Origin of the sequence: Paraburkholderia sp. CNPSo 3272 (genome assembly GCF_024206495.1) — a bacterium.
GTDB lineage: Bacteria > Pseudomonadota > Gammaproteobacteria > Burkholderiales > Burkholderiaceae > Paraburkholderia.
In genome coordinates, this window is record NZ_JAMBPQ010000003.1 from 31,115 (window position 1) to 53,077 (window position 21,963).

20 protein-coding genes are annotated in these 21,963 nt (G+C 62.1%); 8 read left to right on the forward strand and 12 right to left on the reverse strand.

The window, feature by feature from the left end:
- Positions 1 to 29 precede the first annotated feature (29 nt).
- From M3I53_RS04550 to M3I53_RS04590, 9 genes are all read right to left on the reverse strand, one after another.
- Positions 30 to 989 (reverse strand): ABC transporter permease, encoded by a 960-nt coding sequence (locus tag M3I53_RS04550; RefSeq protein WP_254315095.1) that lies wholly within the window; start codon positions 987 to 989, stop codon positions 30 to 32.
- Positions 986 to 1,993, reverse strand: a complete 1,008-nt coding sequence (locus M3I53_RS04555; RefSeq protein ID WP_254314770.1) for an ABC transporter permease — start codon at positions 1,991 to 1,993, stop codon at positions 986 to 988. The genes M3I53_RS04550 and M3I53_RS04555 overlap by 4 nt, the downstream gene beginning before the upstream one ends.
- Positions 1,990 to 3,534 (reverse strand): sugar ABC transporter ATP-binding protein, encoded by a 1,545-nt coding sequence (locus M3I53_RS04560; RefSeq protein ID WP_254314771.1) that lies wholly within the window; start codon positions 3,532 to 3,534, stop codon positions 1,990 to 1,992. Before M3I53_RS04560 ends, M3I53_RS04555 begins: the two co-directional genes overlap by 4 nt.
- A 22-nt stretch (positions 3,535 to 3,556) precedes the next feature.
- Entirely contained in the window at positions 3,557 to 4,534 is a 978-nt protein-coding gene (locus M3I53_RS04565) for an ABC transporter substrate-binding protein (protein WP_375542469.1), read from the reverse strand.
- An 80-nt stretch (positions 4,535 to 4,614) separates the two neighbouring features.
- Positions 4,615 to 6,084, reverse strand: coding sequence for an aldehyde dehydrogenase family protein (locus M3I53_RS04570; RefSeq protein ID WP_254314773.1), 1,470 nt, complete (start codon positions 6,082 to 6,084; stop codon positions 4,615 to 4,617).
- 36 nt (positions 6,085 to 6,120) lie between these two features.
- Complete coding sequence (locus tag M3I53_RS04575; protein ID WP_254314774.1) at positions 6,121 to 6,969, reverse strand: ureidoglycolate lyase; 849 nt, start codon at positions 6,967 to 6,969, stop codon at positions 6,121 to 6,123.
- Between the two features lie 59 nt (positions 6,970 to 7,028).
- Positions 7,029 to 7,781, reverse strand: a complete 753-nt coding sequence (locus tag M3I53_RS04580) for an SDR family oxidoreductase (protein ID WP_254314775.1) — start codon at positions 7,779 to 7,781, stop codon at positions 7,029 to 7,031.
- A 45-nt stretch (positions 7,782 to 7,826) separates the two neighbouring features.
- Positions 7,827 to 8,915 carry a mandelate racemase/muconate lactonizing enzyme family protein gene (locus M3I53_RS04585; RefSeq protein WP_254314776.1) on the reverse strand — a complete coding sequence of 363 codons (1,089 nt, stop codon included), beginning with the start codon at positions 8,913 to 8,915 and terminating at the stop codon, positions 7,827 to 7,829.
- A gap of 111 nt (positions 8,916 to 9,026) precedes the next feature.
- On the reverse strand, positions 9,027 to 10,544 hold the full coding sequence (locus M3I53_RS04590; RefSeq protein WP_254314777.1) for a UxaA family hydrolase: 1,518 nt from the start codon (positions 10,542 to 10,544) through the stop codon (positions 9,027 to 9,029).
- Between the two features lie 446 nt (positions 10,545 to 10,990).
- Between M3I53_RS04590 and M3I53_RS04595 the strand changes: the two genes are divergently transcribed.
- Positions 10,991 to 11,794, forward strand: a complete 804-nt coding sequence (locus tag M3I53_RS04595; protein WP_254314778.1) for a FadR/GntR family transcriptional regulator — start codon at positions 10,991 to 10,993, stop codon at positions 11,792 to 11,794.
- A gap of 39 nt (positions 11,795 to 11,833) precedes the next feature.
- Here the strand turns inward: M3I53_RS04595 and M3I53_RS04600 are convergent, their stop codons facing one another.
- Both M3I53_RS04600 and M3I53_RS04605 read right to left on the reverse strand, forming a co-directional pair.
- Complete coding sequence (locus M3I53_RS04600) at positions 11,834 to 12,349, reverse strand: LysR substrate-binding domain-containing protein (protein ID WP_254314779.1); 516 nt, start codon at positions 12,347 to 12,349, stop codon at positions 11,834 to 11,836.
- Between the two features lie 131 nt (positions 12,350 to 12,480).
- Positions 12,481 to 13,215 (reverse strand): GntR family transcriptional regulator, encoded by a 735-nt coding sequence (locus M3I53_RS04605; RefSeq protein WP_254314780.1) that lies wholly within the window; start codon positions 13,213 to 13,215, stop codon positions 12,481 to 12,483.
- A 63-nt stretch (positions 13,216 to 13,278) separates the two neighbouring features.
- Here M3I53_RS04605 and M3I53_RS04610 point away from each other — a divergent pair, with 63 nt between their 5' ends.
- The 4 genes from M3I53_RS04610 to M3I53_RS04625 all read left to right on the forward strand — a co-directional run bounded on the left by M3I53_RS04610 (position 13,279) and on the right by M3I53_RS04625 (position 17,264).
- Complete coding sequence (locus tag M3I53_RS04610) at positions 13,279 to 14,262, forward strand: BadF/BadG/BcrA/BcrD ATPase family protein (protein WP_254314781.1); 984 nt, start codon at positions 13,279 to 13,281, stop codon at positions 14,260 to 14,262.
- Between the two features lie 23 nt (positions 14,263 to 14,285).
- Positions 14,286 to 15,239 (forward strand): phytanoyl-CoA dioxygenase family protein, encoded by a 954-nt coding sequence (locus M3I53_RS04615; protein WP_254314782.1) that lies wholly within the window; start codon positions 14,286 to 14,288, stop codon positions 15,237 to 15,239.
- Positions 15,240 to 15,297: 58 nt separating this feature from the next.
- Positions 15,298 to 16,122, forward strand: coding sequence for a Cof-type HAD-IIB family hydrolase (locus tag M3I53_RS04620; protein ID WP_254314783.1), 825 nt, complete (start codon positions 15,298 to 15,300; stop codon positions 16,120 to 16,122).
- A 719-nt stretch (positions 16,123 to 16,841) separates the two neighbouring features.
- Positions 16,842 to 17,264: a hypothetical protein gene (locus tag M3I53_RS04625; protein WP_254314784.1), complete on the forward strand. Its 423-nt coding sequence runs from the start codon at positions 16,842 to 16,844 to the stop codon at positions 17,262 to 17,264.
- 84 nt (positions 17,265 to 17,348) lie between these two features.
- On the opposite strand, the gene M3I53_RS04630 is transcribed toward M3I53_RS04625, so the two are convergent.
- Entirely contained in the window at positions 17,349 to 17,837 is a 489-nt protein-coding gene (locus M3I53_RS04630; RefSeq protein WP_254314785.1) for a hypothetical protein, read from the reverse strand.
- Between the two features lie 393 nt (positions 17,838 to 18,230).
- On the opposite strand from M3I53_RS04630, the gene fusA reads away from it, so the two are divergent.
- The 3 genes from fusA to M3I53_RS04645 all read left to right on the forward strand — a co-directional run bounded on the left by fusA (position 18,231) and on the right by M3I53_RS04645 (position 21,958).
- On the forward strand, positions 18,231 to 20,285 hold the full coding sequence (gene fusA / locus M3I53_RS04635) for an elongation factor G (protein WP_254314786.1): 2,055 nt from the start codon (positions 18,231 to 18,233) through the stop codon (positions 20,283 to 20,285).
- A gap of 118 nt (positions 20,286 to 20,403) precedes the next feature.
- Complete coding sequence (locus M3I53_RS04640) at positions 20,404 to 20,961, forward strand: TetR/AcrR family transcriptional regulator (protein ID WP_254314787.1); 558 nt, start codon at positions 20,404 to 20,406, stop codon at positions 20,959 to 20,961.
- 76 nt (positions 20,962 to 21,037) lie between these two features.
- A complete protein-coding gene (locus M3I53_RS04645) occupies positions 21,038 to 21,958 on the forward strand; it encodes an alpha/beta fold hydrolase (protein ID WP_254314788.1) in 921 nt (306 codons plus the stop codon).
- The last annotated feature ends 5 nt before the right edge of the window (positions 21,959 to 21,963 follow it).

Here is a 21,963-nt window from a genome sequence, read left to right on the forward strand (position 1 = left end):
ACGTCCTGCCGGGCGTCGCGGGCAACGGCTTATCGGGGGCGGCCCGCAAGTCGCGCCTGGATCAGGATGACGACCAGAAGGAACGCTCCGCGGATAACGTTTTGCCAATAAGCCGAGATGGAGAAGACCCCCATGCCGTTTTCGAAATTCAGGACGTTGAACAGAACGCCAAGCAACAGCACGCCGGCCAGCGTCGAAAGGATGGAGCCCGATCCGCCGGTGAGCAGTGTCCCGCCCACGACAACCGCGGCGATCGCGAACAGCTCCCACCCAACGCCCTCCGTTGGCTGACCGGAGCCGAACTGCGCGGCAAGTATGAGGCCGGCAAGGCCCGCGAGCGTCCCGCTTGCGAGGTAGGCGAAGAACTTCGTGAGGCCGGGCCGCAACCCCATCAGCCGGGCCGCTTCCTCGCCGCCGCCCACGGCCAGCACCGATCGTCCGAACGCCGTGTAGTTGAGCACAATGACGCCCGCCAGGAAGGCGCCCCCGGCAATCAGCGCAGGCATCGGCAGGCCCAGGCAGTTGCCCTGCCCGATGAACGTGAAGCCGCTGTCGTAGTCGACTGAAACGGTATTACCGCGCGAAAGCAGCAGCGCCAGGCCGCTTGCCGCAAGCATGGAACAGAGCGTCGCAATGAACGGCAGGAGCCTCGCGTGCGTAACCAGCAGGCCGTTGGCCAATCCCGCGACGACACCGGTTCCGACGCCCGCCGCCACCCCCGCTGCCAGTCCGTGAGGACTGACGAGCGCGGAGGTGACGCTCGACAGCGCCGCAACCGTGCCAACGGAAAGATCAATGCCGCCCGTCATGATGACGAGGCACATGCCGAGCGACACGAGCGCAAACATCGAGTTGTAGCGCAGCAGGCTCATGAGGTTGAAAATCGAAAGGAATCGCTCGTATCGCATCGCGCCGAACAAAACCAGTGCGAACAGGACAGGGATGACGCCATAGGTGCTCGCGGTACGAACGAAGACAGCGCGATTCATGATTGACTCCCTTGCTGCTGCAGCCACACGGCAAATGCAATGATCGCAGCCTTCACGACGAGCGCCGCCGCATCCGGCACCCCATTGGCCAGCAGCGTGTAGCGCACCAGTTGAATGGTCAGCGCGCCAAACAGCGTGCCTGCGATCGTGGCCTTGCCGCCGCTCAACGACGTGCCGCCAACGGCCACCGCGGCAATCGCGTCCAGTTCCATGCCGTTGCCCACCTGGTTGGCGTCGCTCGACGAGTTGATGGCGACCACCACCAGCCCGGCGAGCCCTGCGCACAGCCCGGATATCGCGTAGACGAGCAGCTTGATGCGCGTGACCGGCAAGCCGGCCAGCGTTGCCGATCGCTCGTTGCCGCCCGCCGCCAGGACGTAACGGCCGAAGACCGTCTTTCGAAGCGACCATGCCGTGACGAGGACGATGACGGCCATGAGCAGCACCTGGGCCGGGATGCCGAAAGCCCTGCCTCTTCCTATCCAGTCGAACGCCGGTACGCTGAAGGTCTGGACGCTCCCGTTGGTCAGTACCTGCGCGAGGCCGCGCCCGGCGATGAAGAGGATCAAGGTCGCAATGATCGGCTGAACGCGCAGCCGCGCCACGAGCACGCCGTTGAAGAGCCCGAGCAGCCCCCCCGCGGCGAGCGCGGCCACGACGGCGACAGCCACCGCCAAATGCACATTGCCGCCGAAGGCGTTGCCCGTGAACACGAGAGGGGCAATGGCGCCCGCAATCGCCATCAGCGAGCCGACGCTCAAATCGATCCCCCCGGTCGCGATGACGAGCGTCATGCCGACGGCAACGATGACGATTCCCGCGACTTGCGTGAGGTTTATGTTCAGCGTCTCGATCGTCGTGAAATTCGGCGTATGAACGAGATTGAAAGCGATCAGGCACGTGAGGGCAATCAACGTTGCGTACCGCGAAAGAAACGCGGCCCTGTCGAAGTTGCGCAAGCGCGCGGCGGCGCGCTGGCCCTGTGAACTCGCGTGGTTCATCATGCCCGTGCCTCCCCGGCCTCGTGCCCGTGCGCCATCGCTGCCATGACCTGCTCCTCGGTCGCGCATGCGCCGGCGAGTTCCGCCACGGTCCTCCCATCCCGTAGGACAACGATGCGATCGGCGCCTTCCGTCACTTCCTCGAGTTCGGAGGAAATCATGATGACCGCGAGACCGTCCGCGGCAAGAGAGCGGATAACGCGCTGGATCTCCGCCTTCGCGCCCACGTCAATGCCGCGCGTGGGTTCGTCGAGAATCAGCAGAACCGGGCCTGTCGCCAGCCAGCGGGCCAGCAGCACTTTTTGCTGGTTGCCGCCCGAAAGCTCGCTGATCCGTTGCTTCGGGTCCGAGCACTTGATTTTGAGCGCATCGATGTACCGGTTCACGATCTCGCGTTCGCGCTTTTCATCGATGACGCCACGGCGACTGATGCGCGGAAGCAGCGCCAGCGTCAGATTCTCCGCCACACTCATTTCCGGTACGATCCCCTCCGTTTTCCGGTCCTCGCTACAAAAGCCAAGCCCGGCGGCGATTCCGTCGGCGGCGCTCCCCGGCCGGTAACGGCGGCCGTTAATCTGCATCTGGCCGGCCTCGAGACGGTCGACGCCAAAGATCGCGCGAGCCGTTTCGGTGCGGCCGGAACCGAGCAGGCCTGTGAGGCCGACGATTTCTCCCTTGCGAACCTCGATGTCGACATCGCGCACCCCGCGGGGCGCCGCCAGTCCGCGGGCTTCGAGCACACGATCGCCGATGCACGAATCGCTGCGGCTGAACGCCGTGGCGTGGCCGTCCGTCTTGCTGACATCGCGGCCTATCATCGTCGACACCAGCTCCATCCGGCTGATTTCACCGATTGGACAGGTCCTCACGGTGCGCCCGTCGCGCATGACCGTGATCCGGTCGCCAATCGCGTAAAGCTCGTCCAGCTTGTGGCTCACGTAGATGACCGATATGCCGTCGGCCTTTAACTGGCCGATGACCTTGTGCAGCATTTCGACCTCGCGCTCGTCGAGCGACGAGCTCGGCTCGTCCATGATGACGAGCCGAGCGGAGAATCCCGTTGCGCGTGCAATGGCAACCATCTGCTGCGTAGCGGTGTTGAATTCTCCAAGCGGCCTGCGCACGTCGATATCGATATCGAAGCGGGCGAGCAGGCGTCTTGCGTCCTCCTGCATGGCGGCCCAGTCGAGCAGGCCGAAGCGCCGGAAGTTCCGGCCAAGGCAAATGTTCTCGGTGACCGACCGCAGCGGGATGAGATTGATTTCCTGGTAAATCGTGCTGATGCCGAGATGCTGAGCGTCGTTGGGGGAGCTCGCCTGAAACGGTTTTCCCTCGAAAGTGAATTCACCGCCGCCCTTGCGAAAATAGCCTGTGAGCACTTTTATCAGCGTCGATTTTCCCGCACCGTTCTGGCCGATGAGCGCGTGCACCTCGCCTCGACCGATCGAGAACGTTGCGTCGACCAGGGCGTGGGTCTTGCCGAAGCGCTTCGCAATGTGCCGGATGTCGAGTAACGGCTCCGTTGAGATCGACGTGGGCTGCATCGTTGTCTCCCTGTTCCATGCTTCAGAACGTGCTGGCAAGAAGTGTTCTGGCATTGCTCGCGACGTAGAACTGGTCCTCGTTCTTGATGAAAGGCGGGACCGGCTTGCCGGCCGCGTAATCGGCAAGCGCGTCGAACGCTTTCGGACCAAAGAAGGGACTGCACCCGCAGATCGCGCCGATCTTTCCGTCGGCAATGGCCTGGACGGCGGTTCGCGATCCGTCGATCGAAACGACCAGGACGTCCTTGCCCGGCTTGCGGCCGGCGGCCTCGAGCGCGGCGAGCGCGCCCATCGCCATTTCGTCGGAATGCGTGTAGAGGACATCGGCGTCCGGGTGCGCCTGAATCAGCGTTTCCGTAACCTGTCGTCCCTTGTCGCGGGAAAAATCGCCCGACTGTGACGCGACGATCGTGAAACCGCCAGCCGCGCGGATGGCATCGTCGAAGCCCTTCCTGCGGTCGTTCGCCGGAGACGAACCAACGGTTCCCTCGATTTCGATGATCTTTTTCTTGCCGTTGGCATTCGCGATCAACCACTCGGCCACGCGCCGCCCCTCCTCCACGAAATCGGAGCCAATGAACGTGACATAGTCACGGCCCGGCCGGGCCATGCCATGGCTGACATCGCGATCGAGCAGAAAGACGGGGATGCCGGCATCTCGCGCGGAGAAAATGGCGGGAACGAGCGCCTTGTCCTCGCGCGGAGTGAGGAAAATGGCGTCGACGCCCTGTGCGATCATCGCATTGACGTCCGAGGCCTGCTTGGCCGATGAGCTCGCGGCGTCGGAGAAGACGAGTCTGTGGCCGCGTTTGGCGGCTTCGTCGCGCATGGACCGCGTCTCGGCGAGTCGCCACGGACTGTTACTCTCCGACTGGGCGAAACCGACCTTGTAAGAAGCTTTCACGGCGAGGGGCGGCAGCGCCGCTTGTGCGCGTGAACTGAACAGCGCGGCTCCTGTGAGGACCGTGGAAACGATGAGAAATTCTCGGCGTGTTGACATAGGCGTATGTGATGAGGGTGGCAAACCAATGGAGCGCAGGAAGAAACGATTCAGATGCTTTACGGGATAAGGAAGCAACCTCAGCGACCGAACCGGTTGTACATCGTTTTTTTACGCAGGAATCCTTCTATTCCGTGCCGGCCGTCTTCTCCGCCAAGGCCGCTCATCTTGTAGCCGGTGTGGAAACCATGGACACTTTCCCCGCCCGGGCGGTTGATATAGATTTCGCCGAAGTTCAGTTCATTAATGCAGCGCATGATGCGCGCATTGTTTTCCGTGAACACATACGCAGAGAGACCGTACTCCGACTCGTTCGCGTATTGCAGCGCCTCTTCGAAATCGGTGACCTTCATCGCCGCGATGATGGGGCCGAAAGTTTCTTCCTGCATGATTCGAAGGTCGTTGCTTCGAACCGAGAAGATCGTCGGATGAAACCAGTAGCCACGCGAGAACGCCGCGCAACCGCCCTCGTGCTGCCAGAGCTTTTCGGCTCCCTCGCTCTCGGCTCTCGCCGCGATCTGCTGCAGCTTTTCCACTTCGCCGCGGCTGACTCGCGGGCCCAGTTGAACGTCCGTCATCGGATCGCCGACCCGGAGCGCCGCAACGGCGCGAACGAAGCTTTCCATGAAGTGATCGTGCACGCGTTCGTGGATGTACATCCGGTCGTTCGACGTGCACACCGAACCGCCGGCGAAGAACTTCGAAGCGACGGCGGCGCTCACGGCGGCGTCAACGTTGGCGTCGTCCATGACGATAAACGGCGCCTTGCCGCCGAGCTCAAGCCGCAGCGGTTTCAGACGCGCCGCGGCGGCGGCGTAAATCTCGCCGCCGGCACGCGTGCTGCCCGTAAGGGAAACCAAACCGGTCTGCGGGTGAGTAACGAGATGCGCGCCGACATCACGGCCTGCGCCCATCACCACATTGAGAACGCCGGCAGGAATGCCGGCACAAGCCCCGAGTTGCGCAAGATACAGGGTACTCAGTGGCGTCAGTTCATGAGGCTTGACGACGATCGTATTGCCCGTGGCGAGCGCTGGGCCCACCTTGCGCGCGAAAAGCGCGGCCGGAAAGTTCCACGCCGTCATGGCCGCAACCACGCCGAACGGCACCCGCTGGATCCAGATCTGCTCCTGCGCGGCGTCGCCTGGAAGAATCTCGCCCTCGATCCAGTGTGCGCTCTCTGCAGCGTGCCTGATGAGCTTGCTGGTGGCGCCCGCTTCGATCATCGCTTCGGACAGCGGCTTGCCCTGCTCCTCGACGAGCAGTCGCGCGAGCGTCGGGGCGTGTTCGTCGATGAGCGAAGCATATCGGCGAAGCACCTCCGCGCGCGCAATGGCCGAAAGCGCTGCCCATGACGGAAAGGCGGCCCAAGCCGCGGCTACGGCGTTTTGCGCATCGCCGCAGGTGCCCCTGCACACGGTCGCGATAACCGATTCGTCCTTGGGATTCTGAACCTCGATGACGTCGCCGGACTCGGACTTCGTCCACTTGCCGCCGATGAACAACCTATTTTCAGGAATACCTGCCTGCTTGAATGCGGGATGCAACATGCCTTTATGTCTCCGTGATCTTGCTGCCTGCTGCCCTTAGTCGGCCGCGACCGTTCGTTGCCGCTGTTCGCCAAGACCGGCGATCCCGAGGCGCATCGTTTGCCCCGGGCGCAGGTAGACAGGCGAAGGCTTGATGCCCAGTCCGACGCCGGGCGGCGTGCCCGTGGAAATCACATCGCCGGGCTGCAGGCTCATGCACTGGCTCAGGTAGGACACGATCGCGGCCACGCCGAAAATCATCGTCCGCGTGTTGCCGCTCTGGTAGCGACGGCCGTCGACCTCCAGCCACAGATCGAGCGCCTGCGGGTCCGGAACTTCATCCTTCGTGACGAGCCAGGGCCCGATCGGACCGAACGTATCGAAGCCCTTGCCTTTGTCCCACTGTCCGCCGCGTTCATTCTGGTACTCGCGTTCCGACACGTCGTTCACGACGCAGTAGCCGGCCACGTAATCGAGCGCTTCGGCCTCGCTGACATATTTGCAGGACTTGCCGATGACGACGCCGAGTTCCACCTCCCAGTCCGTCTTCACGGAGCCCCGTGGAATTTCGACATTGTCGTTGGGTCCGCAAATGGCGCTCGTCCACTTGCCGAACACGACCGGCTCGTTCGGCACCGGCAATCCCGCCTCGGCCGCATGATCGGCGTAGTTCAGGCCGATACAAATGAATTTTCCGACCTTGCCCACACATGGGCCGATTCGCACCGATGGCCCCACCACAGGAAGCGCACTCACGTCCAGTGCCTGGAGCCTCGCGAGTTGGGCGCAAGCGAGCGTCCCGGCCGCGACATCGTCGACGAAGCCCGACAGGTCGCGAATCCGGCCATCGACGTCGAGCACGCCGGGCTTTTCAAGGCCCGCAGGGCCGTAACGTAGCAGTTTCATAAATTTTGCAGTGCTATGGATTGAGCAAGGCGATCCGGCCTTTCGGAAGCCCGCTGGCTTCAGTTCGACCAGCCGCCGTCGATGACATGAATCTGGCCGGTCGTGAACGCCGACTCGTCCGAGGCGAGGTAGAGCGCCAATGCGGCAATCTCTTCCGCACGGCCCACGCGGCCCATCGGCTGCCGGGCCACGAATCCTTTTTCGACTTGCTCGACCGGCAGGTTTCGCTCCGCGGCCTGGGCCTTGATGCGCTGGGCGAGCGAGGGCGATTCCACCGTTCCCGGGCAGATCGCATTGCAGCGGATGCCGCGGGTGACGAAGTCGGCCGCGACCGACTTCGTCACGCCGATGACCGCGGCCTTCGAACTGCCGTAGGCAAAGCGGCCCGGCGCGCCCTTCACGCTCGACGCGACCGAGGACATGTTGATGATGGAGCCGCCGCCGCGCTCGAGCATGCCGGGCAGAAACGTTCTCATCATCCGGTACATCGAGCGCACGTTCAGATCGAAGGCGAAGTCCCACTCTGCGTCTGTGCATTCCAGCAGCGTGCCGCTGTGCACGAAGCCCGCGCAGTTGAAAAGAACGTCAACCGGACCCGTGCTCGCCGCCAGCGTTCGGATGGCCTGCGCATCCGTGACGTCCAGTCGGTGCCGTTCGATGGACGCGCCGGCAAGCGTGGCGAGCGCATCGCTGTCGATGTCGGTCGCGATGACGCGGGCGCCTTCGCGCGCGAACACCTGGGCCGTGGCGCGGCCGATGCCCTGCGCGGCTGCCGTGATCAGGGCGGTCTTGCCCGAGAGTCTGCCGGTCATGGTGATGTTTTCCTCATGCGATTAGGTGGCTGCGGGGTGAGATCGTCAGGCCTGCAGCGCCTGCAGTCCCATCCAGTCGAACTGCAGGCCGTGGCCCGGTCGGTCGGGCGCCACCGCGAAGCCGTTTTCAATGCGCAGCGGTTCGGCGATGTAGCGATCGAGGCCGAAGCCGTGTGCTTCGAGGTAGGACCGGTTCGGCGCCGCGGCCAGCAGGTGCACGGTCACATCATGTGCGCCATGCGAAGTGACGGGCAGATTGAATGCTTCGGCCAGATGGGCGATTTTCATGAACGCAGTGACGCCGCCACAGTTGGTGACGTCGGGCTCCGGGTACGTCACTCCGCCGGACGCAATCAGATGCCTGAACTCCCACAACGAGCGCAGATTCTCGCCGGCCGCGATCGGCATGCCTCCCTCGCGAACGACGCGCGCATGACCGGCAACGTCGTCCGGGACGATCGGCTCCTCCAGCCAGCCCAGTTCGAACGGCTGGAAAGCGCGTGCCGCGCGGATGGCTTCGTCCACGGTCCACTTCATGTTGGCGTCGACCATCAGCGGGAAGCCATCGCCCAGGTGCTCCCTCATCGCCTTGACTCGCTCGACGTCTTGCGAGAGGCGCTTGCGGCCGACTTTCATCTTGATAGCCCGGAAGCCTTTTTCCAGATTGTCGTCGGTCTGCCCGAGCAGCTTGTCGAGCGGGAAGTCGAGGTCGATGCCGCCGGCGTAACACGGCACGCGTGGATCGTTGCCGCCCAGAAGCTTCCAGAGCGGCATGCCCGCGTGCCGGGCCTTCAGATCCCACAAGGCCATGTCGAACGCAGAGATCGCAAGAACGGTCGGGCCGCCCCGACCGCCATAATGCTGAGCCCACCAGAGTGTGTTCCAGATGGATTCGATGCGCTCCGCGTCCTGCCCGGTGACCAGTTCGGGAAAATCGCGGCTCAGGATCGCATGGATCGCGGCTCCGTTTCGTCCGCACGTAAACGTGTAGCCCGTGCCCTCCACGCCATCGGCGTCGCGCACCCGCACCGTATTGAGCTCGAACGCGCGCATGTCGCCGTGCATGCTGTCGCTGAGGGTGGCATCCAGTGGGATCCTGTAGTACCCCGGATCAATCGCAACAATCTTGGCCATCAATCTTCTCCTGCTGAGAGCGAAGTCATATTCCTGCCGCGGCCTGCCAGACGCCACGGCAACTCGAGTCGCGCCGGGTGAGATCGCCGGCATCGCTTCGCGACGGCTGTCCTACATCACGGCACCGACGAACCAGGGCATGAACTCGTCCTGCCCGTAGCCGTGCCCCTCCGATTTCGTCTTCTCGCCAGACGCAGTCGCCAGCACCCGTTCAAATATGCGTTGGCCCATTTCCTCGACGCTCGCCAGGCCGTCGAGAATCTCGCCGCAATTCAGATCGATGTCTTCTTCCTGGCGCTTCCAAAGCGCGGTGTTGGTGGAGAGCTTGAGCGAGGGCGCCGGCGCGCAGCCATATGCCGAGCCCCGCCCGGTCGTGAAGCAGACGACGTTCGCCCCGCCCGCAACGAGGCCCGTCACGGAGATCGGGTCGTAGCCGGGCGTGTCCATGAACCCGAATCCCTTGCGGTCGATGGGCTCGGCATATTCGTAGACCGCATCCAGACTCATCGAGCCGCCCTTCGCGACTGCGCCGAGGGACTTTTCGAGAATGGTCGTGAGGCCGCCTGCCTTGTTGCCCGGCGTCGGATTGTTGTTCATTTCGCCGTGGTTGCGGGCAGCGTAGTCTTCCCACCACCGGATCCGCTCAATGAGTTTCCGGCCAATTTCCGGTGTGCGCGCCCGGCGCGTCAGCAGATGTTCGGCGCCATAGATTTCCGGCGTTTCCGACAGGACCGCAGCGCCGCCGTTCTTTACCAGAAGGTCCGCAGCAGCACCCAGCGCCGGGTTGGCCGTAATGCCCGAGTAGCCGTCCGAGCCGCCGCACTCGAGGCCGAGAATCAGATGGCTGGCCGGGACCGGTTCGCGCGTGATGCGGTTGGCACATTCGAGCATCTCGTTGACGATGGCTACGCCTTTGGCAACGGTCTTCGAGGTGCCGCCCGTATCCTGAATCGTGAAGCTGCGCAGCAATTCGTTTTCGGCCAGTGCATGGGCGCCGAACAGCGTGGAAATCTGGTTGGCTTCGCAACCCAGACCGATCAAGAGCACACCGGCAAAGTTGGGATGCCGGGCGTAGCCGGCCAGCGTTCTTTGCAGCAGCCGCATGCCCTCGCCCTTCGTATCGATACAGCACCCCATTGGGTGGGTGAGCGCCACGACGCCATCGACGTTCGGGAAAGCCCGCAGGGCAGCGCGGTCGAATCGGGCCGCAATGGCTTTTGCGACCGTGGCCGAGCAATTTACGGTAGTAAGGATGCCGATGTAATTTCGGGTGGCAACACGGCCGTCGGGCCGGACGATTCCCTGGAATGTCGCCGGGCGCGCGATGTAGTCGATGGGTTGCAGATCCGCGCAGAACGCATAGTCCCGTGCGAACTCGCCCATGGCCACGTTATGCACGTGAACGTGATCGCCTGCGCGGATGGCCCGGGAAGCGAAGCCGATCACCTGCCCGTAACGGCGCACGGGCGAGCCGCTCGCGATGTCGCGCGTCGCAACCTTGTGGCCTGCGGGAATGAGCCCAGTTACCGTGACACCTTCCGATGCAAGCTGCATGCCGTCAATTAGCTGCACGCGCGCGATCACGACGTCGTCGGCGGGATGAAGCCGAATCGTTGATGGTAGTGACATACTTTTTCTGAATGACTAACGAAGTTGGTGCGATCGTGCCGTGCCGCGGTGAGGCTGCCCGGCAACACACGGCTTGCCGGAGAGACCGAGCACCAGCGCGTTCACGCCAGGAATGACGAAGCGCAAGCGTCGAATCTGGAACGGGGAGGATGCACGAGCCTCGATGACCTCGGGCGGCATTTGCACGGCGGAAGAAGCCCCTTCCCTCATCTCACCCCCCTTTTTTTGGTGCTACCAAATTTGCGGCAGGTGTAGTTTCGTCCTGGAGCGAAATTAGCGTAACTGGGGTAAACTCGCACAATTCGAGCCGCCGAGCGTTCCGGCGTCGTTTTTTGGCTCTACCAAAATCGGTAGACGAGGCTATGCATGGTCGTACCGGCGTCTGCTGACTGCCGCGAGGCGTCTTATAATGGACGCGTGACATTCATCGATTTTTTGAGGTAGCTATGGTGCAGGCGACCGCCCGCATGGAACCCGATCAGTCTCGCAACCTTGGCGGAAGTGCGCTGCGCGCGCCCGAAGTGCGCAGTCAGCTGGCAGCGATGATCCAGTCCGGCACAATCGCTGTTGGAGAGCGCCTGCCGACGGAGCGCGAGTTGATGGTGCGTTTCGGCGTGAGCCGTTCCGTGGTCCGAGAGGCGATCACGGACCTGTCGAACAAAGGACTCATCAAGACGCGCCCCGGCTGCCGACCTGTCGTTTGCAAGCCCGATCTTGAATCGGCCCTGGGCGCGCTCAGCCATTTTGTCGCCCAGTTGACGACGCGTAATGAGCAAGGCATCAGGAGTCTTTTCGAAACCCGGATGTTCATGGAAGCCGCGCTGGCGCGCTGGGCCGCCCTGCATGCGAGGCGCGAGGATATCGTGGAGCTGGAGGCTGCACTGGCCGCGAACAAGGCGGCGATCGGACACCCAGGCCGGTTCGAAGAGACCGATATTGCCTTCCACCACGTTTTCTATACGATGCAGCGCAACCCGATCTTCCCGGCGCTCCATCATGCCTACGTCCAGTGGCTTTATCACCACTGGCGTTCGATCGTCACCACACCGGCGATCGACCTCATGAACTACACGGGTCACGCGGCCATTGTCTCGGCAGTCATCGCGCGTGATCCGGATGGCGCCGAGGAAGCGGTCCGGCGCCACCTGAATGCGGCCTGGGAGCACGTGCGCTCGACATTCGACTTCGCGACCTCGAACAGCCATACGCCTGCGGACGCACGCGCAGAGGACAAACAACGTTCAGCGTGAGCGTCGTGGTGCGTCCGTACGAATTCTTTGCTTCCTTCGTCAGCGAACCGTTCGTCCCCTCAGTTCAAGCGCTCGCAAGTTGCGCACAGCTGCCTCGCCACGACCTATCCGTACGCATGCCGTTGCGCATGTCCTCCAGGAATGCGGAGTCGACGATTTAAAGGTGCGCGCGTTGATGCCGTCGCTGATGGAGCAAGCGATAAAGAGTCCGCGGTCGCGCCGTGCGTCGAGGGCCCCTTGCGCGGCCAGCCCAACCAACGTATCGACAACGTGTCGGACCTTTGGCCGGAGATGCGCCACCTTCGGCCAAACTACATGCACGTCGATGAGGTCCTTCGACACCTTGTCGAGCACCGATACGAGTGTTCCACCCTTCAGGCCCGGTCGTAGCAGCGACATCGGCATCTGGCAGATTCCGAGTCGGGACGACGCGGCGTCGATAATGGTATCGCCGTCACTTATCTGATGAGTGGGAGGCGGCGAGATGCGCCGCGATTCCCCATCTGTGTTGACCCGCCATGAAAGCGGCTGCCCTCTGCGATACCTCGCCGACATTCAGATGTTGAACCGTTGGCGTGGCCGATTTCCTGGAAGCGCCCAGCAATGAACCGCGGTCGACTGAGATCCGACGACGATCATTAGCGCGTGCTGCCGGATCGTAGAACACCCGCTGTGAACATGCACATCTAGCGCTTCAGTTCAACGACGAAGTCATAGTAGTCGTTGATGCACCAGGTCTTCGTGAGCTCCACCGCCTCTTCACCGTGGGTATAGCCCACCCGGCCTACCAGTAACAGCGGTTCCCCGACCTTGATTGAGAGTTGTCGCGACAGCTCAGCAGTAGCGATGGCAGCGCGGAAGTGCTGGACCGCGCGAAGCACCGGTTTTCCAATCCGGTCCAGATAGGCATAGAGCGAGTCTCCCAGCACGTTCGCGTCGGAAATCACGCCGACAGGAAGCGTCGAGCTGTCGAGAGACACGATGGTCGTACCGGCCTTTCTTAGTCGCGTGATGGAGAACACTTCGTCGTTAGCCTGCAACCCAAGGGCCTGGCATTCTTCGTGTGACGGCTCACGCCGTTGAGCACTGGTCACTTCACTCGTCGGCACGAAACCTTTCGGCCGGACCATCTCGGTGAAGTTGTCCAGTTTCGAGAGCGGCTGCGTAAACCTGGGCGCGATGAATGTGCCCTGTCCACGATTGCGCAGGATCGTGCCTTCTTCATCGAGTACCTGCAGCGCCCGCCGGGCTGTCACGCGGGAAATTCCCAACGTCTCAACGAGCGTTCGTTCCGACGGCAGCGCTTCACCCGCGAGCCACTGCCCCGCCTCGATGGCAGACGTCAGCTTGCGTGCGAGCTGCATGTACAGGGGCGTCGCGTCGCTCTCATCCAGCGTCAAAAGGCGAATTCGTCGGTCCATCACATATTTCTCGGGTAAACACCAGCGGAAACAATACCACTAAGTACACGCCGGCACAGCCTCGTGGATTTCCTTGATGGCCAATATTTTACCTTGACGAAACGAATTTCAGTGGCTAACAATGAAGGTATTCAAGTGGTATTGTTTCAAGATGGAAGGGAGGAGACCGTGAAGGGTGTGGCGATCGGCATTGATGCAGGTGGAACGGGCACGAGAGTCGTTTGTGCAGACCAAAGTGGAGTGTTTGCGTCGGCCACAGGTGGGCCGGCAGCGCTGTCGCGAGGCATTGACGCAGCGTGGGAAACAATCGATGAGGTTTGTGGCAGGGCGTTTTCGTCCGTGGGGCGCACGTTCTCGTGGTCCGAATGTTTCGTGGCGATCGGGATGGCCGGTGCACATAACGCGGATTGGCGGCGTCGCTTCCTCGATCTGGCGCCGGACGTGCAGCACCTCCGCGTGGAAACCGACGCATTCACGACGCTGGTCGGCGCACATGGCGGCAAACCCGGAGCCATAGTCGCCATCGGCACAGGGAGTGTCGGCGAAGCACTGTATGCGGACGGCACCCGTCGCGAAGTGGGCGGCTATGGATTCCCTGCAGGGGACGAGGCCAGCGGCGCGTGGATTGGCATGCGGGCTTCACAGCTGGTGCAGAAAGGATTTGACGGGCGCCATCCCCAGGATGCCTTCTTTCACGCCCTGTGCTCGGCCATTAACGTCGCTACGCGAGCGGACCTCTTCGGCTGGCTCGCTTGTGCTACGCCGGCCACGTTCGGGACGCTGGCAAGGACGGTCCTCGAATTTGCCAACCATCCTGACGCCGCGAGGATTCTCGCCGGGGCGGGCGAAGAGATCGCGACGATGATCCGGGCGCTGTCCCCCGTGCCTGCCTTTCCGGTTGCGCTTTGCGGTGGGCTCGGCTCGCGGCTGCGACCGTACCTTCCCCCCGAACCGCTCAAACAACTTGTCGAACCGCGGGCGGACGCCGCGGCTGGCGCCCTGCACCTCGCACAACTCGCCCGGAACGAGCATCAAGCCATCGCTTAATTTCCTTTGACTGGAGTGACATCATGAATCCGTATGCAGCAGACGCTGATGCAACAGTAGCGCTCGGCAACAACAAGCAAGGGGCCGATTACACGGAGCTAGCCACACTTACGAAGAAGTTGCCTTTGCGTGTCCTGACACCCGAAGAATTCGCCTTCTGGCAGCGCAACGGCTATATCGTCGTGAAGTCGGTCATTCCGGAGGCACAGGTTCAACGAATGGTCGACTTCCTGTGGGAGTTTCAGGAGCTCGACCGCCACGATCCTGCAAGCTGGTTCCGTCCGCAGCGCCGGGACATCAAGATGGCCGAACTCAACAACAGCGGCATGGTCGAGGCCTACAACAATCAGGTGATGTGGGACAACCGCTCACATCAACGAATGTATGACCTATTCGTGGACATCTGGGACCACGAAAAGCTTTGGGTCAGCATTGATCGGGCCAATCTCAACCCGCCGAACAAGAATGGTCGCGAGTTCAGCGGCTTCGTACACTGGGATGTCGATTCGAAACTTCGGCCGCGCCCCGTGGGCGTCCAGGGCGTCCTCGCACTGTCGACGGCAGACAAGGAAGTTGGTGGCTTCCAGTGTGTCCCCGAGTTGTTTTATGGCTTCGACGAATGGGTGAAGTCGCAGCCGGATGACCGCGACGGCTTCCGTCCAGACATGACCGGGCTGCACCCGACACAGGTCAACATGGAACCCGGCGACATGCTGGTCTTCAACTGCCTGCTTGCACATGGCATCTGGCCGAACGTATCGGCCAACCGGGTACGCATGGCACAGTACATCATGATGGAGCCGGCCGCCGAAGAGAATCAGGCGTTGCGCGACTTTCGCGTCAAGTGCTGGTCGGAACGCGATGTTCCCCAGGGCTACGCCTTCCCGGGTGATCCGCGCGCATGGGAAAAGAGCAAATACCCACGCGCTGAACTCACCGAACTGGGTGAAAAGCTGCTTGGCCTGAAGAGCTGGTAACATCCAGCTGTCTCACGCCCGGCTTGCGAGCCGGGCAACGTCATTAGGACTCCAATCCATGTATCGTTTGATAGTTACCGATCTCGACGGCACGCTGCTCAATGAGAATCACGTCGTTACCGCCGACACCATCGATACATTCCGCAAGCTACATATGCTCGGAAACGCCTTCGTCATTGCTTCCGGCCGGCACTATGTCGACGTCCGGGGCGTCCGGGAACGCATTGGCGTGCCCGCATATACGATCTCATCAAATGGCGCACTCGTGCACGGGCCGGATGACTGCCTGGTTTCTCAGTGGAACATTGATGCATCGATCGTACGCGCCATCCTCAACATGCAGATGCCTGATGGAGTGGTCAGGAATGTCTTCACGTCGGCTGAATGGCTCATAGACCGGGAAGCACCGGCGCTGCTCGAGTTCCACCAGGATTCCGGCTTCAGATATCGAGTCGCTGACCTTCGTGCATTCTCAGGAGAAGGCGTGACGAAGCTCCTCTTCGTTGGCGAACCCGCCTTGCTGCACACAGTCGAAAAGGCCGTTTCGTCGACATATGGCGAATTCGTCTCGGCGACGTATTCCTTGCCGGACTGCCTTGAACTTATGGCACGGGGTGTCTCGAAAGGCGTCGCGTTGCTGTCCGTGATGAAACTGGTGGAAGCAGAGCCCGAGGTTGTGCTGGCATTCGGCGACAACCTTAACGACGTTGAAATGCTGCGCGTTGCCGGTAATCCCCACGTGATGGGCAACGCACACCCGAAATTGTTCGAGCTATTCCCCAACGCGGCGCACATTGGGCGCAATACAGATGGTGCCGTCGCTAGTGCGCTACGTCAATTGCTCACCTTACCGGCCGACCGGGCCATCGAGCGTCTGGCCTAGCCTGCGAGTTCCATTCCCGTATTTCGGTCGATTGGAGGGGGGAAGCAGAAAACCGGAGAAGCTGTCCTCTGCGGGAACGATGCCTCCGAAGCCGCTCGGCGTTATTCGCCATTTGCCCGCGCTAGGCCGCTGTTCCCTGGAACCGGCCGTCGCTGCGACGCTAGCGCGTAAGACCGCTTCGGGTCGGCTACGGAAGTTCGAGACCAAAGCGTCGGAGGGACCGGACATCCGACTTCGAATTTCCGGGTTCGGCCACAACCGGCCGTTCGACATCGACGCATGAATCGTCGACAATTAGGTTCGTCGCCTCTACCGGCATCTGTCCGGCCATCCCTGTTGAAGGCGGAAAAACCTTGGAGGAGTCTTCTGTGGCATGCGCCCGATGCGAGGACCTTCGCGTTCGGTATGCAATCAGGCATCCTCGAGAGCTACGCAAAGCGATACAGATCGCAGCGGAGAACATCGCAGATAAAACGCTCGTAGAAGTGATTCCCGACAGCCCTTGGGTCTCCGTCTCATTTGACAAACTCGCGGCGGGTGCCGCATGGGACGACTACGTCGAGTACCATTTTCGCTGCCGGCATTGCAATGAAGCTTTTTGGTTGCGCGCGGAAACGTATCACGGTAGCGGTGGGTACTGGGAACCGAAAGACCCAGCTTCGATACGCGACAACATCACCAACTAGCCGCGAACGGCCAGGAGCGGCCGATAGACGTCTGTGCCGGATTCTTCGGCAATCTGCAACGACCGGCCACAACTTGATGTCGTTAAACAAATTTTCTTCGACATGGCACACGAATACCTCGTCATTTTTCAATACCACGAGCCTGAACCCCGACAGCTATTCGAGCGCGGAGTGATCGAAGACTATGAATCGACGACCGGAGTTTTCATCGCGGCGGAGTCAGCAGAAGATGCTTTGATTTGGTGCGAGGCAATCGCCCAAGAGGTCCTTTGGCGCTGCAATGACGACAGGTCGATAGATTGGAAGCGGTTGGGGTATTCGTGTTGGATTGAATCCGATCCCGACACATCGTCATGGAGTCATTGTTTGGGCTTCTTTCAGCATGTGCGGGTGGATGAAATGCCCAATGTCGACGCCATGGGTACTAACGCCTACGTTATCTGGCAGAAGGGATAGCGCGACTCTCCCACCACACGCCGTCCCAATGATCGGTTTTGAGAAATGCGAGGGACCGCTTCGGCTCGCGAAGTGTCTCTCGCTTCACATTTCAGCGCTCATACGCCAATGCGTGCCGCCGACGCCGCCTTTCATTCGCTCCTGGGGGATCAGCCGCCGGCCTCCATCAAGATCGAGCTCAGCCCATTCCATGCCTCGTGCCTCGGCCGGCCGAACCGCCGTGTGCAGCAGAACGAACGTGCACGCGCGCGTAAGCTCGTGCGGCCCAATGCCCGCAAGGTGCGCTCGCATGAACACGGGTGCATCGGTATGCAGGATCGCGGGGCGGTGCTTTGGCTTCGACTGCCACGCGCTTCTGCTCGGCAGCAAGGAGCGCGCGCTTGGCACCGGATTACACATCACGTGCTCCGGGTACGCCGCGAACTCCCATTCCATGATTGCGCTAGCACGCTGAAAGACGTTATCCGCGACACGCGGGCACTCGATCCATGCGGACGCGAGCGCATCGGAAAAGTCACGCGGCTTGAGCGTATCGACCCGGCGCGCCAGCAGCGGCGCCAGGTGCGCTTTCACGCTACTGAGCCACCGCAGCGCGTTTCTTCGGCTTGCTTCCAGCCCCCCATTTCACGGCGCTTACGTGTCGTGGAGCCCACGTAGCGTAGCGCCCACTTGCCGCCGTTAGCATTGGGTCGAATCATTAGTCCGGGTACCTGACTATCAATGAGCGGCATGTCGCCGGGTTTCGGGTTGCGCAGCGCGCGGTGGGTCAGCATCGGCATAGGGTATTTCCCAGGATTTGACCCACCATCTAGCCCACCATCTAGCCCCCCACTGGACACATGGCAGCAGTCGGAACAAAATGGATCGAACCGGACTGATTATGTTGGCAACCTATTGATTCTACAGTGAAATTTTGAAACTCCCGTGGGTCATACTGGATAAATCTGTACAACAATGGATCGACAAATGGATTACAGTCCCGAAGCCATCCGCACGATCGCTCTGGTCGGCCATGCCGGATGCGGCAAGACCTCGCTTGCCGAAGCACTCCTGCACCAGGGCGGCGCGATTCACGCACCAGGCAGCGTGAATCGCGGCACCGCCCTCTGCGATTTCGATCCCCTCGAACGCAAATACCACCACTCCCTCAACTCCGCCATCGCCCACCTCGACCACCAGGACACGCGCGTCTACCTGCTCGACACACCCGGCTACCCCGACTTCGCCGGCATGTCGATGAGCGCGCTGCCCGCGGTGGAAACGGCAGCCATCGTCATCAATGCGCGCACCGGCATCGAAATGACGACGACGCGCATGATGGCGTACGCGCAGCAGCGCAAGCTGTGCCGGATGATCATCGTGAACGGCATCGACGCGGACAAGGTCGATTTGCCGGGGCTGCTCGAGCAGATCCAGGAGACCTTCGGCAAGACCTGCCTGCCGATCAATCTGCCTGCGCAAGGCGGCCGCGAAGTGGTGGACTGCTTTTTCAATCCGGCTGGCGAGGCCGATTTCTATTCCGTGGAGGCAGCGCACAATGCGCTCGTCGACCAGGTGATCGAACTCGATCCCGCGCTGATGGAGTTGTACCTCGAACAGGGCGAAGCCATCAGCCCCGAGCAACTGCACGAGCCGTTCGAGCGCGCGTTGCGCGAAGGCCATCTCGTGCCGGTGTGCTTCACCTCCACGGCGACGGGTGCGGGCATCGCGCAACTGCTCGACGTGTTCGTGCGGCTCTTGCCCAATGTCACCGAAGGCAATCCGCCGCTGTTCTACCGCGAAGTCGAGGGCAAGGAAGGCAAGGAGCCCGTGCGCGCCGAGCCGCATGCCGACAAACACGTGCTCGCGCATGTGTTCAAGATTGTGATGGACCCGTATATCGGCAAGGTGGCCGTGTTTCGCATTCATCAGGGCACGGTGACGCGCGACAGCCAGCTTTATATCGGTGATGCGCGACAGCCGTTCAAGGTGGCGCATCTGCTGATGCTGCAGGGCAAGGAGCATACGGAGGTGCAGCGCGCGGGGCCCGGCCATATCTGCGCGGTGGCGAAGGCTGACGATATCGGCTTCGACGCCGTGCTGCACGACGCGCCCGAAGACGGCAACATCCACCTCACGCCGCCTGCGTTTCCCAATCCGATTTACGGTCTCGCTATCGAGCCTGCGCGGCCCGGCAATGAGCAACGCGTGTGGGAAGTGCTGCAAAAGCTCGCGGCAGAAGACCCTTGCCTGCAGATCGACCACCCCGAAGGGACCAATGAAACCGTGGTCCGCGGACTGGGCGAACTGCACTTGCGCTACATGCTGGAGCGGCTCACCGATCAGTACAAACTCGAAGTCGTGACGCGTCCGCCGACGATTGCGTGGCGCGAGACGATTGGCGGCAAAGCCGAAGGCCATTGCCGCCACAAGAAACAGACGGGCGGCGCGGGCCAGTTCGGCGAAGTCATGCTGCGCGTCGAGCCCCTGCCGCGCGGCGCGGGCTTCGAGTTCGTGGATGCCGTGAAAGGCGGCGCGATTCCTTCGCAGTTTATGCCCGCGGTGGAAAAAGGCATCTTGCAGGTGATCGACAGCGGTCCGCTCGCGGGCTTTCCCATGCAGGACGTGCGGGTGATTGTGTACGACGGCAAGCACCATCCGGTGGATTCGAAAGAAGTGGCGTTCGTCACCGCCGGCCGCAAGGCGTTTATCGATGCGGTGCTGAAAGCGCAGCCTATCGTGCTCGAACCGATTGTCGATATCGAGGTGATGACGCCCGAGGCCGCGATGGGCGACATCATCGGCGATCTTTCCTCGCGGCGTGGGCAGGTGCACGGCACGCGCACGGTGGGCGGGCAGGCCATGGTCATTGCGGGGAAAGTGCCGCTTGCCGAACTCAACGATTACCAGTCGCGACTGAATTCGCTCGCGGGCGGCCATGGGAACTACAGCATCCAGTTGAGCCACTACGATCCGGTGCCGCCAACGCATCAGGAAAAGCTCGCGGCGCAGCATAAGGGCCGGGGGGAGAGTGTGGAGTGAGGGGCTTGAAAGCGGGGCTATTGATTAGGAAACGAACATTTCCTATAATGCCGCCATGGCATCCGACCACCCATCCCAACCGCTGGCCCGCTCCCCCGGCCGCCCGCGTGAATTCGACATGGCAACCGTCGTGAACGGCGCCGTGCGCGTCTTCCGCGAGCGAGGCTACCACGCCACCTCCGTAGGCGATCTCAGCGAAGCAACGGGCCTGACCGCAGGCAGCCTCTACAAAGCCTTCGGTGACAAGCGCGGCGTCTTTCTCGCCGCGTTCGACCACTACGTCACCACGCGCAACGCCGAATTGCGCCGCCGCATCGACAAGCAGTCCAAAGCAAGCGGGAAGATTCGCGTCATCTTCCTCTTCTACGCCGAATCGTCCCACGGCAGCGAGGGGCGGCGCGGATGCCTCGTGGTTTCCAGCGCAACGGCGCTCGCCACTTTCGACGACGAAGTCGCCACACGCATCGAAGCCGCCATGCGGCGCACCGAAGAGATGCTCCGCGAACTCCTCCAGCAAGGCCAGGAAGACGGTTCGGTCGCAGCGGAAATCCATGTCCCGGCCATGGCGCGCACCTTGCTCGCCCTGCTCCACGGCTTTCGTTTGCTAGGCAAATCCGGTCGCACGCAGCGCGACATGCTAGCCGCCGCCGACGAAGCCATGCGTTTGCTGCGTTGAAAATTTTTTGGCCAATTTGGAAATGATTATTTCCAATCTACGCCTGCGTTCCTCAAGTCCACAGGAGCTTCACGTCATGAGTACGCCCACACGCGTCATCGACCACGGTCCGGCCTCGTTGCCCGAGCCCATCCTGCCCGGCTTCGCGCATCGCTTTGAAACCGTTGAAGGCACGCGGCTTCACTACGTACTCGGCGGAAATCAGGATGGCGAAACAGTCGTGCTGCTAGCCGGCTATCCGGAAAGCTGGTTCGCGTGGCGCAAGGTCATGCCGCTGCTCGCGCAGCGTTATCGCGTGATCGCGCCGGACCTGCCCGGCCAGGGCGACTCCGACCGCCCCCAAGGTGGCTACGACACACAATCGCTCGCGACCGCCCTGCGCACGCTGCTCGGCAAGCTCGGAGCACGCCGCTACCACCTCGCCGCGCACGACGTCGGCGCCTGGGTCGCCTACCCTTACGCGGCGCTATTCGGCGATGAAGTGTCGAGCCTCGCGTTGCTCGACGCCGGCATTCCCGGCATCACGCTGCCGGAAGCGCTGCCAGTCGCGCCCGAGCGCGCGTGGCGCACTTGGCACTTCGCCTTCCATGCGGTGCCCGATCTGCCGGAGCTGCTGATAGCGGGCAAGGAGCGCGCGTATCTGGAGTGGTTTCTGCGCCGCAAAACGGCGAATCCGCAAACCTTCACGGATGCCGATATCGACGAATATCTGCGTGTGTTCACGAAGGAAGGCGGATTGCGCGCGGGGCTGGCCTACTACCGCGCGGCCGATGTTTCGGCGCGTCAGAATCGCGAGTTGAGTTCGCGCGGCAAATTGCGGATGCCCATTCTCGCGCTGAGCGCCGATCAGGGCTCGATCCCTGACATGGCCGGTCCGCTGCGCCCTTACGCCGATGAGGTGCAAGGCGCGACGCTGGCCCATTGCGGCCATTTCCTGCCGGAGGAGCAACCCGCGGCCGTGGCCGAAGCACTGCTGCATTTCTTCGGCCAGACCTGACTCGG

Bases quoted from the DNA above. Each gene is read 5' to 3' on its own strand.
- M3I53_RS04580 (WP_254314775.1), bottom strand. From the start codon at position 7,781: ATGACCGGCAGACTCTCGGGCAAGACCGCCCTGATCACGGCAGCCGCG.
- M3I53_RS04615 (WP_254314782.1), top strand. From the start codon at position 14,286: ATGAATCCGTATGCAGCAGACGCTGATGCAACAGTAGCGCTCGGCAAC.
- M3I53_RS04565 (WP_375542469.1), bottom strand. From the start codon at position 4,534: ATGTCAACACGCCGAGAATTTCTCATCGTTTCCACGGTCCTCACAGGA.
- M3I53_RS04645 (WP_254314788.1), top strand. From the start codon at position 21,038: ATGAGTACGCCCACACGCGTCATCGACCACGGTCCGGCCTCGTTGCCC.
- M3I53_RS04560 (WP_254314771.1), bottom strand. From the start codon at position 3,534: ATGCAGCCCACGTCGATCTCAACGGAGCCGTTACTCGACATCCGGCAC.
- M3I53_RS04555 (WP_254314770.1), bottom strand. From the start codon at position 1,993: ATGATGAACCACGCGAGTTCACAGGGCCAGCGCGCCGCCGCGCGCTTG.
- M3I53_RS04575 (WP_254314774.1), bottom strand. From the start codon at position 6,969: ATGAAACTGCTACGTTACGGCCCTGCGGGCCTTGAAAAGCCCGGCGTG.
- M3I53_RS04595 (WP_254314778.1), top strand. From the start codon at position 10,991: ATGGTGCAGGCGACCGCCCGCATGGAACCCGATCAGTCTCGCAACCTT.
- M3I53_RS04570 (WP_254314773.1), bottom strand. From the start codon at position 6,084: ATGTTGCATCCCGCATTCAAGCAGGCAGGTATTCCTGAAAATAGGTTG.
- fusA (WP_254314786.1), top strand. From the start codon at position 18,231: ATGGATTACAGTCCCGAAGCCATCCGCACGATCGCTCTGGTCGGCCAT.
- M3I53_RS04590 (WP_254314777.1), bottom strand. From the start codon at position 10,544: ATGTCACTACCATCAACGATTCGGCTTCATCCCGCCGACGACGTCGTG.
- M3I53_RS04620 (WP_254314783.1), top strand. From the start codon at position 15,298: ATGTATCGTTTGATAGTTACCGATCTCGACGGCACGCTGCTCAATGAG.
- M3I53_RS04585 (WP_254314776.1), bottom strand. From the start codon at position 8,915: ATGGCCAAGATTGTTGCGATTGATCCGGGGTACTACAGGATCCCACTG.
- M3I53_RS04640 (WP_254314787.1), top strand. From the start codon at position 20,404: ATGGCAACCGTCGTGAACGGCGCCGTGCGCGTCTTCCGCGAGCGAGGC.
- M3I53_RS04550 (WP_254315095.1), bottom strand. From the start codon at position 989: ATGAATCGCGCTGTCTTCGTTCGTACCGCGAGCACCTATGGCGTCATC.
- M3I53_RS04600 (WP_254314779.1), bottom strand. From the start codon at position 12,349: ATGTCGGCGAGGTATCGCAGAGGGCAGCCGCTTTCATGGCGGGTCAAC.
- M3I53_RS04605 (WP_254314780.1), bottom strand. From the start codon at position 13,215: ATGGACCGACGAATTCGCCTTTTGACGCTGGATGAGAGCGACGCGACG.